This is a genomic window from Roseibium aquae (genome assembly GCF_008711285.1).
GTDB lineage: Bacteria > Pseudomonadota > Alphaproteobacteria > Rhizobiales > Stappiaceae > Roseibium > Roseibium aquae.
In genome coordinates, this window is the sequence record NZ_VXDC01000010.1 from 71,308 (window position 1) to 84,173 (window position 12,866).

A 12,866-nucleotide genomic window follows, 5' to 3' on the forward strand; every position below is an offset into this window, starting at 1 on the left:
TCACGAAACCTGATTGTTTCGCGGCCTTTCAATGAAGGGCGTATTTCATCGCTGCCAGTCCGATACCGACACCCCCCGCGAAAAGAGCCCCGCCGATCGGCAGCCACCAACTGTGCCGGATCACCCATCCGACCCGGGCGCCGACCAAAATCAGGATCGCAATGCAGAACGCCTGGGACAGCAGGGTCGCAGTGTTCATGGTCAGCCACCCGAGCCCTCCGGCGATGAAGAGTGCCGTTGGCACATTCGCGACGATCAGCGTGGGGTGGCTGTGCTGCCAGGCGCCCTGAAAGGCCGTCAGGGTCAACATGCGCTCGCCTGTCTCTATGGCATGAGACAGAAGCGCCGCGAAGGCCCTGGCGAGCGTTACCGCCAGAACCGATCCGAACAACACCAAGGCCGGCTCGAAAGGAGCCTCGGGCGGGTCGCCCAAGGCCATCAACAGGCTCAGCACCAGAATCGATCCGTAGATCAGGCCGAAAGCCGCTCTTTCCACCGTCGGCCAGGCAATACAGGTCGGGTATGGGATGTTCATCCTCAGGCTCCTCCGGTGGTCCGAAGCGTCACCACTGGATCAGAGGTTTCGTTGCGTTGCCATTTTCTCCAGGATGCGGTGCGCGGTTTCATAGCCGCTGTTCTGGTTCTGGCCGGTGATCAGATTGCCGTCGATCGTGGTGTGCGTTGCGAACGGATCCCGGAAGGCATGCTGGCATTCGAACAGGGCGCCGAGCTTGCGCAATTCCTCTTCCGGGTGCTTGGGCGTGATCGCAATGCCGAACGTGTTGATCTGGTTGTTGGTCACGCCGGTCACGCGGCGTCCCTTGACCAACGGATCGCCATCAAGGCCCTTTGCGCCGCACAGGCCCAAAGCACCGTGACAGACCGAGCCCAGGATCTTGCCGGCCGCATTCGCCCGGGTGACGAAATCGGCCAGCTCGTCGCTCTGCATCAGGTCGTAGGCCGCGCCCCAGCCGCCGGCCATGAAAATCACGTCATAATCGTTCGGATCGAGGTCGGCGATAGCTTTGGAGTGCTTGAGGTCGTGCATCGCTTTCTCGTCGGCCATGAAGCGCTTGTCGTCATCGGACGCCAGCGGCCAGGACCAGGACCCGGGCTGGATCGGGATTTCACCGCCTTTGGGGGAGGCCATATCCACTTGGAGCCCCGCGTTGACGAAGGCGTAATAGGGCACCGTGAACTCCGACCCGAAGGCACCTGTCGCCTTGTTGGACGGGTCGAGGCGGTTGTGGTTTGTGCACACCACCAGGGCGCGGCGCCCCTTCAGGTCAAAATCGGGGATGGTGTAATGCCGGTGAATGCCCAACAGGCGCAAGAAGGCCGGCAAGTAGAGGTAAGTGAGAAGGGCCAGGCCGGCCAGAATGAGAAGGGTGATGATGATCCAGGTCATGACATGTCTCCGGGTCTAGGTTTTCAGGCAATGCCCTCTGCCGGGTGTGTGAAATCTCAAGGTCAGTGGGCCGGGCGGCGCAAGAGCATGCGGATGATGCGGACCAGCGCGTAAAGACCGATCACCAGCAACAGGACCAGACCGGCCGCATAGGGCCAATAGGCGCCGATGGATCGCTCCAGAAGGTTCGCAAAGAGCTGCTTTTCGGCGTAGTCTTCACGGCCGAGTTCGAACACGCCGGTCTCTTCGGTGTAAGCCGCGTATTCGGCCCGCATGTCTGCGAAAAGGTCCGGGTTTTCACTGGAAAGATCCTTGGTCTCACCCGGATCGACCGACAGATCGTAAAGCCGCCAGGTGAAGTCGCCACGGGGCAGCGCGGTGCGCACCAGCTTCCAGTTTCCACGGTAGAGCGCCGCATTGCCGCTCACCTCGAAACCGAAGCTTTCGTCCGGGCTGCGGATCTCGTCCGCTTCACCTGCGAGTACAGGCAGGATGCTTTGCCCGTAAAACGCGCCCGGGTCGTAGGTCACGCCGGCCGCGTCCAGCAAAGTCGGCATCAGATCGGCGACGTGAACCGGGGCGTGCTGGACGCCGGTGGCATTGACACCCGGGCCGGCGATGACCAGCGGCACGCGTAAGCCGCCTTCACTGGAATAGAATTTGTAGAGGTTGAACGGCGACGCGGAAACCGAAGCCCATTCCGGACCGATGGCGGTGAGGCTGCCGGGCAAGCCCAAGTTTTCGGGCGAGGTGTCATAGCCCTCCAGACCGCGAACCGTGTCTAGCAAGAGGTTCACAAGCGGATTGTCGAGCGACGTTACACCGGATTCCGGACCGTTGTCGGACGTCACGACGACAATCGTGTTCTCAAGCCGGCCGGTTGCCTGAAGATGATCAAGAAGGCGTCCGATATGGAAATCGGCCGCTTCGGTCATGCCGGCGTTCACCTGCATCTTCCGCGCTTCCACCGCCTTTTCTTCCGGCGATAGATCGTCCCAGGCGCGGTGGTCCGGGTGCACAGGAGCCAAGGTCGTGGACGGGGGCACAAGACCGAGCTCGATGGTGCGTTGCAAGCGCTCTTGGCGCATCACGTCCCACCCGGCATCGAAGACACCATTGTACTTGTCGATGAATTCGGCGGGCACCTGAACCGGAATGTGGATGGCCTGAAGCGACAGGAACCCGAAGAACGGCTGATCCGCATCGCCCTCGTCGATGTACCGGATCATCTGGTCGACCAGATTGCGCGAGGAGTAAAAATCCTCGGGCAAACGGACCGGTTCTCCGTTCTCATACCAAGAGACTTCCGGGTAACCCGGCAGATAATGCGAGTGATCGTAGTTGCTGCCGCCGGTGGAATCCATCACATAGGAGCGGTCGAACCCAAACCGGTCGGGCAAATTCGCGCCTTTTGCACCAATGCCCCATTTGCCCGTGACATAGGTATGGTATCCCGCGTCCGACAACAGCGTTGCGAGCGTCGCTTGATCGTCATCCCACACCATGGAGTAGCCGGGCAGCGCGCGCTGGTCGGGCGTCACCGTTTCCACCAGCGTGCCCATTCCCACTTGATGGTTGTCCATACCGGTCATCAGCATGGCGCGGCTTGGCCCGCAGAAGGGAGACGAATAGTACCGGGAGAAAAGCGTGCCCGATTGCGCAAGAGCGTCGATGCGAGGTGTGCGGGCATCGGCACCGTAGGCCCCGAAGCCGGTGAAGCCGACATCGTCGAACAGCACCACCAAGATGTTTGGGCGGGCATCCTGCGCCTGCGCCGGAAGCACCATCAACGCTGTCATCGCAAACGCGCCAAGCGCGGTCCGGACCGATCCGATCATGTCTGATACCTTCTGTTCTTCATGGTTTCAAAACGCGCCTGCGCATTCGAGAAACACTATTTTTTCGGAAAGACCGCGATCCTCGTCGCAGGATTAAGGTCGCCGTTCGGGTCGATGAAGATCCCATCTGGAAACGAGACGGAAATGGGCGTGTCGGCGGTGTCGAGACACAAGAGATGGTTGTTGTCACCATCCCCCAGATCGGCGAGCGCGGTGGGCGTGATCTCGCGTTGCGCTCCCTCCGTGCCGCCTACGGTCACGCTGTAGAGATTGCGCTCTGCTTCGCCGGGCTCTTCGCCGTTTTCCAGCGTGACGCCGCCTGCCCAGACCACCCGCACGGCCTGCTGGATGCCCTCCGACGGACAGTCAGTGCCGTCGGTGCGGCGCAGGCCTAACCCTTGATCCTGAGCAGCCGGATTTACGATTTCTGCCATTACCAAGCTGGGACCTGCTGCAAGGGGGGTCACGTCAACCGCAGCGCCTTTGAAGTCCAATGCTCCATCGATGGAATGAATGTGTCCGACAATCTCGACCCGGACCGGTGGATCCTTGTCCGCGTCGCCAAATTCTCCAATCAGAAGCACCGTGCGCAACTCACCAGCGTCGGTTGCAGGCAGGAGTGTCACGCAGTGCATTGTCCCCGTTGCACCGGAAGCGGTCGTGACCCGGAAGTCGCCACCCTGCAAGGTCGAGTGGTCAATTTCCGTTGAGAAAATCACAGGCATCCCGTCTTTACCGGGAGCGCCGCGGCAAATGAGCCTGGATAGAAACGGCAAGGCGTTGTCGAGCCCGAAGAAAGCCGACAGAAGCTCAGCCGATTGGCCATCAGTCTGCCGAGGCAGTGCCATGTCCGCCGTGGTATCGGTCAGATCCGTGCTGGTCACGTCAGCCAAGACCTGAGGTACGCCGAGAAAAGGGGCGCAGACGACGAGCGCGGTCAGCTTCCAAAAGGCCTGGCCGCGGCTGGGCCCGCTCAAGGCGCCTTTGCTTGCGCCGTCCTCCAATGGAATGCCCGAAATGCCTGACATGAGTGTTCCACACGCTTTACCCGGCGGTTCAATCCGCAAGTTTTTCATGCGCTTTGTAGCGCGCTTATGTGGAACTACGGACGCTGTTCGGGATCACCTGCGGCCAGAGGGCATTCATTTTCGGTCAGAGCTGGTCTTGGCCTGTACCGCGTCCCGGAAGCCTTTCGGCGTGTTCCCGGTCCAGCGTTTAAAACTGCGGGCAAAGTTCGAAGAGGACTCGAATCCGAGTGCCCCCGCTATCGCCTTAATGGGTTGCATGGTGCCTGAAAGGAGGTGCCGCGCGCGTTGCTCGCGGACCTGATCCAGGAGTTTTCGATAGGAGGTGCCGGACCGCTCCAGCTGCCGGCGTAAACCGCGCTCGGAATACCCCAACTCTGCCGCAACATCCGAGAGCGGTACCGTCAAGGACGGCGTGCCCTCCAGGATCGCCATGACCTGAGTGACGGGTGTCGCCTGGAAGGCCATTTCCTGCGCGAATGCTTCGCAAAGGCCAAGAAACCGCGCATGATTGATTGGGTCGGAACCTGGGAGAGACAGATCCAACAGGGCCTCTGGAAAGATGATCCTGTTTTCGGCGGTCTCGAAGCGGATAGGGAAGCCGATCTTCGCTTCCATGCCTGTCCAGCCATCGGGCGCGTTCACCGCCATCTCGGCACGGATCGCAGCGTGGTCGGCCCGCAGCATTGCCTTGAGCAATCCGTTGATCGCGACGATGGCACTGCCGATCCCGAAATACTCGATGTCTTCGAACGAAAACTTTGATCGCAGGCGAATGGTTGCTTCGCCCGTTTGGAGACCTGTTTCACCTGTCAACAAGCACACTTCGAATGCCGGGAAGTTTAGGAAAAAAAACCTGACCAGAATATCGAGTCCGTCTTTGAAACGTGCCGCATTCATGGCTGTGTAGGCGGGAATTCCGATGTAGGTGGGCTGGAACTGCAGAGCCAGTTTGATCCCTAGATGGGGGTCACCGGTCTGTTCGATCGCATTCAGAAAAAGCCGGCGCAAAGGCTGAAAGCCGCATCGGAAGTGCGGATCGCTCAGACGCGTCTCTTCAAGGCCCGTTTCCGCGAGCAATGCATGCGCCGGGTACCCTTCTTCGCGAAGCGTTCGGAAGACGAAGCCCGGGTAGTTCATCGGCAGGGCCGGCTCTTCCGGGGTAAAGGATTTAGGCGGCATTCAAGATCGCTCCGTCCTATGAAAGCTGAGTTTGACGGTATTCGTGGTCTCGGACAGAGGCCCAGCATATGAATTGTATCGGCCAGCTGGCTTCTAAAAATCGCGGCTCCACCCGAACTTTATACCAACGCTTCATTCCTCGCTCGACAGAAAACCTGCTCCACCGGATCTTTGAGACCGCTGGTTTTGAGATCAAGATCATGGACAGATTTGGGTGTCCCCCGCGAATGTGTCTTGGTGCCCTTGCTCGCCATGACGGAAGCCGGCGAACGGATCAAGGACGGGTCCAACTCGAATAACATCTAAGACCCCGGGGCAGCAGCACGGAAGGAACTGGCCTGACAACACTGGACCGGTTGAGAGCCCGGATTCGTGTAAATTGAGGTATGGAACACGGTCCCTCGGTTCCCACCACGGAACGTGGTGGAACCCCAGCTTCCATTGGGTTTACATTGAAAAGCCGCAAGAAACGCGGCCCAGGGAACCGGGGCCCAACTCCCCTGCCCTGTTTCCGGCTTTAAGCCGCATAAGGGCTGTCTTGAAAGCGCTTTTTCATCCGGCCAGGCGACAATCAGGCACGCGGTGCCAACCGAACCTGCGCAAGGAGTATTTCAACGGCGCGTTAAATACCCCTCAAATCCGCACAAAACCGCCAACTCCCGAAAATTCCCGGATAATCCCGCTTAAGCCTTAAGGCCAGTCGTTCCTGCGCGTTACAACGCCGCCGAAAAGCGCTCCGGACCGGTGTCATGGAACTGTCATCCCGCCGCCATGATTCCAGAGCCGGAAAAGGTTAAGACGGCGCTTTCAATCCACATGACACGAGCAAGGCGCATGAAATCTCCGTCCGAAAAACCCGCCCTTTCCGAAACGCCTTCGATCCACCCCGACGCGCTCGTCCTGGACTGCGAGCTTGGCCGATGGACCGAGGTCGGGGCCTTCACCGAAATGCGCCAGTCCTCGATGGACGACTACTCCTACATCGTGCAGGGGGGAGACGTGGTCTGGACGACCATCGGGAAGTTTTGCTCGATCGCCCGGAATGTGCGGCTCAATCCCGGCAATCATCCGACCTGGCGCGCCTCGCAGCATCATTTCACCTACCGGGCTGCAGCCTATGATCTGGGCGAGGACGACGATGCGTTCTTCAACTGGCGGAAGAAGGACTGGGTCACGCTCGGCCACGATGTGTGGGTTGGCCATGGGGTGACGGTTCTGGCCGGGGTCACGGTCGGCACCGGCGCGATCCTTGCCGCAGGCGCTGTCGTCGCGAAGGATGTCGCGCCCTATACGATCGTGGGCGGCGTGGCGGCGCGGGAAATCAAACGCAGGTTCACCCGGCAGCAGGCCGACGCCCTCCTGAAAATGGCCTGGTGGAACTGGAGCCATGGCGAGTTGAAGGAACGTTTGCCGGATTTCCGCACCCTCGGCATTGACGCCTTCATTGAAAAATACGCGTGATCCCGCGGCGCAGGGGGCACTGTCGGCCTATAAGACCCGGCCAATGCGAGGCGGGGTGTTGCCCGCCGTGCAGGCCAAGGCGGGGCTTTCCCGGTCAGGCCGGACAGAGCCCGAGGTCGAGCCCGAGCATGTCCACCCCTGTCGCCGTGACCCGGATGGCCGTTCCGGGCGGCACTTCGCACCAGGCATCGCGAACCTCGTCAAAGGGCTCGGAAACGATACAGATGCCGTCGTCGAAGGTTCGGTAGAACAGCGTTGGCGCGAGGTGGTCCGAGGCGTAGCGGGCCGCAAAGATCTCGTGGCCGTTGGACCAGCAGGCCGCAAAACGCATCGCGGGCAAACCGCCGGCCTGTTCGGCCAGCCTCTGGGCTTTGGCAACGGCCCGCACCATTCCTCCGACCGGGTCGTCCTGCAAACCCTGGCTGAGCGCGATCAGGAACAGAGCCTCGCTGTCCGTGTTGCCCACCCGGTGGCGATACAGCGCATCCGGGATTTCCGCATCCAGCTTCTTGCGGATCCGCTCATATCCGCCGATCTGGCCATTGTGCATGAACGACCAGGGACCAACCGCGAAGGGATGGCAGTTGTCCTGGGTCGTGGCGGTGCCCGTCGAGGCCCGCACATGGGCCAGGAACAACCGCGCGCGCACATGATGCGCGATCTGGCGGAGATTCGCATCCGACCAGGCCGGCCGTATATCCTTGTAGATGCAGGGCGCCTCCCGTTCGCCATACCAGGCGACGCCAAAGCCGTCCGCGTTGATCGCCGTCTTGCAGGCAAGTGCGTTCCGGCTCTGATCGATCAGGGAATGCACCGGATCGAGGATCAGTTCCTCGAGATATCTCGGCCTGCCGAGCCAGGCTGCCCAGCGGCATATCAGGCAGCCTGCCCGAGTGGCTTGAAGCGGGCCGTCGCATGGTCGCAGGCGTACCACTCACACATCGGATAGGGATTTGCGGCGAGTTCATCAACGGCTTGAATGATGTGCCCGGCCTTCTCATCCGTCAAAAGCACACTCAGGTTCAGCCGGGTCCAGCCCGGCTTTTGTGTTTCTTCTCCCGACAGGATCGCCGTCCGCAACTGGCTGGACATTCCGCGGTCGAGACCCAGCAACCGGTGAGCATAGGGACCGGCGCAGGCGCATCCGCCGCGCGCCTGGATCCCGTAGAGGTCGGATAACATGCGGGTCACAAGCTGCTGGTGAATGTATCCGCCGGTCCGCGGATCGCGAAGGCGCAAGGAAAAGACCGGAACGGTGACCGGGGCCGCCGGGTTGCCGAGAATCTCGATACTCGGATTGCCCCGCCACCGGTCCAGCGCGCGGGTGCGCAACTCGGTGTGGCGCCGATCCATTTCCGGCTGACCGATGACATCCTTGACCAGAAAACAAAGCGCCGCCCGAATATCGCCAATGACATTCGGCGTTCCCGCTTCCTCACGCGCGCAAAGACTGTCCGTGTAGTCATGCCCCCAGGGCGACACGAAACGCACGGTTCCACCCCCAGGCTGGACCGGAGTTTCCCGCTCGACCGCAGCCTTGCGGACGATCAGGATGCCCGATGCGCCCGGCCCGCCAATAAACTTGTGCGGGGATACGATCACCGCGTCTTTCTGCGCATCGGTGCCGGCTTTCATCTCGATCGGCTGATAGGGCCCGCTGCCCGCACAGTCCCAGACGCTTTTGGCGCCGTACCGGTTCAAAAGCCGGGTCACCGCGTCGGCATCCGTTATAATGCCGGTAACGTTCGACATCAGCGAGAACGCGCCAACGACCAGCCGGCCGCGCGCGGCACCCGCAAGGTGGGCTTCCAGTTCGGCAAGATCCGGGCCACCACTTGCGGCCTCACCGATCTCGATCACTTCGGCGCCGCTTTCCCGCCAGGGCAGAATGTTGGAGTGGTGCTCGTAGGGACCGATCAGTACCAGCGGTTTGCCACCGCGTGCGGCTTCCCCGCTCACCCCCAGCAAGTGCACCAGACGGTTGATGCCCGCCGTTGCTCCCGATCCGCCAAAGATCGTAGCATAGCCGGCATCCGCACCCGTCAATCGGGCAATCACCGCGCGGGCCGCAGCCCGCATCCGCGTCATTTTTCCCCCGACATACGAGGCTTCGGTGTGGCTGTTGGCATAAAAGGGCAGGACCTGGCTCATGACGAAGTCCTCGACCTGCCGCAAAGCCCTGCCGGATGCCACATAATCGGCATAAACAAGCGGTTTGGGACCGAAGGCCCCATCGACCATGACCCCCTCCCCGATCAGACCCTGGCGCAGATCGTTCAAGAGATCCCCACGGTCGAGATTTCGTTGAAACTGCTCAAAAACCGCAAGTGTATTGTCGTCGACAGCGTGGTCTATCATTAACCGCCCTTTCCCATTGATATGGCAATGATATGACCCACGACTGTCAACAATCTTCACTTAATTCCTTCACATACACCTATGTTTTGTGTCATTTGATCGTAAATGAAACAGAAACTAGATCAAATAGACCGCGCCCTTGTCAGGGCGCTCCAGCGGGATTCGCGGCTCTCCCAACGGGAGCTGGCGGATAAGGTCGGGTTATCGCAAAATGCGTGCTGGCGCCGGTTGAAGGCCCTCGACGCGCTTGGCGTGATCAAATCCCACACGATCCGGCTCGATCCGGCCGAGTTCGGCCTTGATCTCACCGTGTTCATGATGGTCCGCACGAGGCATCATTCCAAGGAGTGGCTGGACCGATTCCGCGGCGAAATCCTTGCGATCCCGAACATCATCGATTTCTACCGGATCACCGGCGACTATGACTACATGCTCAAGGTCGTCGCCGAGGACATGAATGCCTTCGACCGGATTTATCAGCGCATCATTGCCAAAGTCGATCTGGAAACGGTGACATCCTACATGACGATGGAAGCCATCGCCGACGCGAGGGACATTCCTGTATGACGGACAGAAGCCCAAGACAAAGAAAAACCTCGATCAACGACAAACTGAAACATTCAGAGAGTCGAAAATACAAAAAAGCAATAAAACATAAATCAAGTCGATATTTTTGAAAACGTATGCAGGTTTTTACTTCCGAAACTCTTAAATGCAGATCATCGATGTAATCGAAAATTTACGGGTTAAACCCTAATTTCTTTCGGATGATAGATTTGCGCGGCGGTCACTCTCCACCGCGCATATGGGCACAAAAATGATCCACAAAGCCATTCGGGCCCTCGTTGCAGATGACTGCAAGACGGCCCGCGATGTCCTCAAGGAGGGCATCAACACTCACCGTTCAAAACGCTACATCCAGATTGACAGCGCCGAAAACGGATCGTTGGCGCTCGAGCTTTTGCGCAGCAAACAGGTCGACATCGCCTTTATCGACATCAATATGCCCGGATTGAGCGGTCCCGAAGTCGTTGCCGCTTTGCATGGCACCCCGTCAAGTAATTGTCTGGTGGTGGCCGTTTCAGGAAATCTCGATCAGAAGTCGGAGGCAGTCCTCAAGCGGTTTAATGCTTATCACTTCATGCAAAAACCCTTTTCGAAGGACGATGTCGCCGAGATTGTTGCGACCTACGTTACAATGACAACGACATTTCCAATCCTGATCGTCGACGATTCCGCCACTATGCGGAAACTTGCCCGCAAGGTCCTGGAAAAGAGCCGGTTCGATTTCGAGATTGCGGAGGCCGATAGCGCGGGAGCTGCGTTGCGCGCACTCGGTTCCGGCAAATACAAGTTGGCATTGACGGACTTTCACATGCCCGGGGTCGACGGGCTAGAACTTGCAGGCTCCATTCGTGATCTATCGAGCAAGATCGGCATCTTCATGATGTCGACAAACGATACGACCTATCTGGAACGATCGGCGGCTTTTGTGGGCATTTCCGGTTTCCTGAAAAAACCGTTCAACGCAGGCGACATTGACGTCCTGATGCATTCCTATCTGGAACTCGACACACCGAAATTCGGTAAAGTCCGCGACATGTTCAGCTTCCTCGAACGCGAACGCACTTCCGAACGCAGGGGAGCGGCCGCGTAGTCCGGCCCCGCCCACCCCAGACGTTCTTCGGAAGGGCCAGCGCGCCGCAGGCCCTGCCCAATCTCAGGCAACCGACGACAGGGTGAGCGGGTTGAGCGCGACGGCCTGCCCGGTTTGCATCGACGTCTGGGCCGCAAGCCCCATGGCGACCGCGCGCCGGCCATCCTCCAGGCTGACTTCGGGCCGGGTCCGCGCCCCGCGCACCAGCTCCAGAAAACGCTGGTGCTGGTAAAAGGTGGACCCGTTGTGGTCGCCCGCATCCAGAAGGTGGGGATCGACCGGAACGGCGATCTGTTTCGGACCTTTCGGATGGCGCGGTGAGACGATCACCTGGGGAACCGGCGGCTCTCCCAGATCGCGTGGCCAGAACCGTCCCGGGCCGGGTACCAGGGCCTCGATCTTGCCCTTTGGACCGACAGCGCTGACCTCTTCCTGGTAGCGGGAGCCTTCAGCGAACATGCAGAGCTCGAGCATGGCCCGGGCTCCACTTTCAAAGTCCACCAGCACATATCCGTGGTCCATGATATCGGGCACTTCACCGTCATAGATCTCGTTCTTGTGGTTGGTTGCCTGCCCGCCGGACGCCATCACCCGCACCGGTTCCGATTTCAGGATGAGCCGCATGAGATCGAAGAAATGGCAGCACTTCTCGACGAATGTTCCGCCCGAGGTGCGGTTGAACCGGTTCCATGCGCCGACCTTGTCGAGAAACGGAAAGCGGTGCTCCCGGATGGTGAGCATGGCCACCCCGCCGGTCACCTCCTCGCATTGCGCGATGAGGGCGGCGATCGGCGGCATATACCGGTATTCCATCGCGACCCAGACCGGGGCGGGATAAGCGGCGGCGAACCCGGACAGCCGGTGTTCCTCTTCCGCCAAAATGTAAAGCGGCTTTTCCACCATGAGCGGCAGCGGGCGCTTGGCCCGGATCGCTTCCATCTGGGCGACATGGCAATGGTTTGGACTGGCGATCAACAGACAGTCCAGATCGGGAACGTCCAGCAGATCATCCAGGGAGCTGGCGAGCTGGGCAGCGGGGGCAATGGCCTGAGCCTGGGCCGCCATGCCGGGATCCGGCTCGAAAATCGCCGAAACATGGGCATTGTCGAGCAGTGCGATGTTCCGCAAATGCTCGTGGCCCATCATGCCACAGCCGATCACGCCGTAATTTACCCTTGCGGACATCCATGTCTCCCTAATTCAGGCGCTGGATATAGAGCGCCCGGTCCGTATCGAACCATGTCTTCGAAAACTCCACGGCCTCGGCGCCGTCCGACCAGCTCAGCCGCTCGATGTAACCGGCATGGGCCCCGTGCGCCTTGCCGAACCGGTCGGGCGCCCAGTCCGGAACCTGACCGATCCCGACGCGGTCCTCGGCCCGCGAAATCAGAAAGCCGAGCTGTTTGCGATAAAAGTGATAGAGCGATTCCGAGAGTTGCTCGCGGCGGATTTCCCCGGCCTGGCCATCGAGCCAGATCTCTTCCACCGCAACGGGCTGATCATTCAGGAACCGCAAACGCCGGATACGTGTTCCCCATGCGCTCACACCGAACGCCCCGATCCCGAACCCGACCAATCGCGCCGGCTTGTCGAGCCGGGTCACGTCCAGGATCTCTGCGGTCGGCAATCCGCCCCCGGAGTGCAATTCCAATCTGAACATGCCGTAGACGCTGTCGGTCGGGCCGCCTTGCCGGATATAGTTGCCCGACCCTTGAACGCGCTCCAGTAGGCCTTTGCGCGTCAGTTCCGCAAGCGCCTTGCGCAAGGTTCCAACCGAAATATCGAGGTCGGCCGCCATATCGCGTTCCGGCGGCAAACGCTCCCCGTCAATCAACCGGCCGGCCGCGATATCTCGGATCAGCAGCTCGCTGATCTGAATGTAGAGGGGCAATGCGTTGGGATTGTTCCCCGCCTGTTTCCCAGCCGGTTTCATTGGG

General features: G+C 60.1%; 12 protein-coding genes. 3 read left to right on the forward strand and 9 right to left on the reverse strand.

The genetic code is table 11. The annotated features are described in order from the left end of the window. Window positions 1–28: 28 nt before the first annotated feature. The 5 genes from F0184_RS16040 to F0184_RS16060 all read right to left on the reverse strand — a co-directional run bounded on the left by F0184_RS16040 (window position 29) and on the right by F0184_RS16060 (window position 5,453). Entirely contained in the window at window positions 29–535 is a 507-nt protein-coding gene (locus F0184_RS16040; protein ID WP_150497222.1) for a hypothetical protein, read from the reverse strand. A gap of 39 nt (window positions 536–574) precedes the next feature. Continuing rightward, a complete protein-coding gene (locus F0184_RS16045) occupies window positions 575–1,408 on the reverse strand; it encodes a type 1 glutamine amidotransferase domain-containing protein (protein WP_150497223.1) in 834 nt (277 codons plus the stop codon). A 62-nt stretch (window positions 1,409–1,470) separates the two neighbouring features. Next, complete coding sequence (locus tag F0184_RS16050) at window positions 1,471–3,246, reverse strand: arylsulfatase (protein ID WP_150497224.1); 1,776 nt, start codon at window positions 3,244–3,246, stop codon at window positions 1,471–1,473. A gap of 56 nt (window positions 3,247–3,302) precedes the next feature. Then, on the reverse strand, window positions 3,303–4,274 hold the full coding sequence (locus F0184_RS16055; protein WP_150497225.1) for a hypothetical protein: 972 nt from the start codon (window positions 4,272–4,274) through the stop codon (window positions 3,303–3,305). Between the two features lie 114 nt (window positions 4,275–4,388). Beyond that, window positions 4,389–5,453, reverse strand: coding sequence for an AraC family transcriptional regulator (locus F0184_RS16060; RefSeq protein ID WP_150497226.1), 1,065 nt, complete (start codon window positions 5,451–5,453; stop codon window positions 4,389–4,391). An 834-nt stretch (window positions 5,454–6,287) separates the two neighbouring features. On the opposite strand from F0184_RS16060, the gene F0184_RS16065 reads away from it, so the two are divergent. Next, a complete protein-coding gene (locus tag F0184_RS16065; RefSeq protein ID WP_150497227.1) occupies window positions 6,288–6,914 on the forward strand; it encodes an LbetaH domain-containing protein in 627 nt (208 codons plus the stop codon). Between the two features lie 94 nt (window positions 6,915–7,008). Here F0184_RS16065 and F0184_RS16070 read toward each other — a convergent pair whose 3' ends face one another. Together F0184_RS16070 and F0184_RS16075 are read right to left on the reverse strand one after the other, a co-directional pair. Continuing rightward, a complete protein-coding gene (locus F0184_RS16070) occupies window positions 7,009–7,848 on the reverse strand; it encodes a class II glutamine amidotransferase (protein ID WP_244299248.1) in 840 nt (279 codons plus the stop codon). Continuing rightward, window positions 7,791–9,272 (reverse strand): aminotransferase class V-fold PLP-dependent enzyme, encoded by a 1,482-nt coding sequence (locus F0184_RS16075; RefSeq protein WP_150497228.1) that lies wholly within the window; start codon window positions 9,270–9,272, stop codon window positions 7,791–7,793. Before F0184_RS16075 ends, F0184_RS16070 begins: the two co-directional genes overlap by 58 nt. Before the next feature lie 105 nt (window positions 9,273–9,377). Between F0184_RS16075 and F0184_RS16080 the strand changes: the two genes are divergently transcribed. Then, the gene (locus F0184_RS16080; protein ID WP_150497229.1) at window positions 9,378–9,839 is read left to right on the forward strand and encodes an Lrp/AsnC family transcriptional regulator; all 462 of its coding nucleotides are present in this window, start codon (window positions 9,378–9,380) and stop codon (window positions 9,837–9,839) included. 250 nt (window positions 9,840–10,089) lie between these two features. Then, complete coding sequence (locus F0184_RS16085; RefSeq protein ID WP_150497230.1) at window positions 10,090–10,929, forward strand: response regulator; 840 nt, start codon at window positions 10,090–10,092, stop codon at window positions 10,927–10,929. A 63-nt stretch (window positions 10,930–10,992) separates the two neighbouring features. On the opposite strand, the gene F0184_RS16090 is transcribed toward F0184_RS16085, so the two are convergent. Then, the gene (locus F0184_RS16090) at window positions 10,993–12,114 is read right to left on the reverse strand and encodes a Gfo/Idh/MocA family protein (protein WP_150497231.1); all 1,122 of its coding nucleotides are present in this window, start codon (window positions 12,112–12,114) and stop codon (window positions 10,993–10,995) included. Between the two features lie 10 nt (window positions 12,115–12,124). Then, window positions 12,125–12,862: a GntR family transcriptional regulator gene (locus F0184_RS16095; RefSeq protein ID WP_150497232.1), complete on the reverse strand. Its 738-nt coding sequence runs from the start codon at window positions 12,860–12,862 to the stop codon at window positions 12,125–12,127. Between the last annotated feature and the right edge of the window lie 4 nt (window positions 12,863–12,866).

Excerpts from the sequence above, each read along its gene's own strand:
- F0184_RS16065 (WP_150497227.1), top strand. The coding sequence starts at position 6,288 with ATGAAATCTCCGTCCGAAAAACCCGCCCTTTCCGAAACGCCTTCGATC.
- F0184_RS16085 (WP_150497230.1), top strand. The coding sequence starts at position 10,090 with ATGATCCACAAAGCCATTCGGGCCCTCGTTGCAGATGACTGCAAGACG.
- F0184_RS16050 (WP_150497224.1), bottom strand. The coding sequence starts at position 3,246 with ATGATCGGATCGGTCCGGACCGCGCTTGGCGCGTTTGCGATGACAGCG.
- F0184_RS16090 (WP_150497231.1), bottom strand. The coding sequence starts at position 12,114 with ATGTCCGCAAGGGTAAATTACGGCGTGATCGGCTGTGGCATGATGGGC.
- F0184_RS16095 (WP_150497232.1), bottom strand. The coding sequence starts at position 12,862 with ATGAAACCGGCTGGGAAACAGGCGGGGAACAATCCCAACGCATTGCCC.
- F0184_RS16045 (WP_150497223.1), bottom strand. The coding sequence starts at position 1,408 with ATGACCTGGATCATCATCACCCTTCTCATTCTGGCCGGCCTGGCCCTT.
- F0184_RS16075 (WP_150497228.1), bottom strand. The coding sequence starts at position 9,272 with ATGATAGACCACGCTGTCGACGACAATACACTTGCGGTTTTTGAGCAG.
- F0184_RS16080 (WP_150497229.1), top strand. The coding sequence starts at position 9,378 with ATGAAACAGAAACTAGATCAAATAGACCGCGCCCTTGTCAGGGCGCTC.
- F0184_RS16055 (WP_150497225.1), bottom strand. The coding sequence starts at position 4,274 with ATGTCAGGCATTTCGGGCATTCCATTGGAGGACGGCGCAAGCAAAGGC.
- F0184_RS16040 (WP_150497222.1), bottom strand. The coding sequence starts at position 535 with ATGAACATCCCATACCCGACCTGTATTGCCTGGCCGACGGTGGAAAGA.
- F0184_RS16060 (WP_150497226.1), bottom strand. The coding sequence starts at position 5,453 with ATGCCGCCTAAATCCTTTACCCCGGAAGAGCCGGCCCTGCCGATGAAC.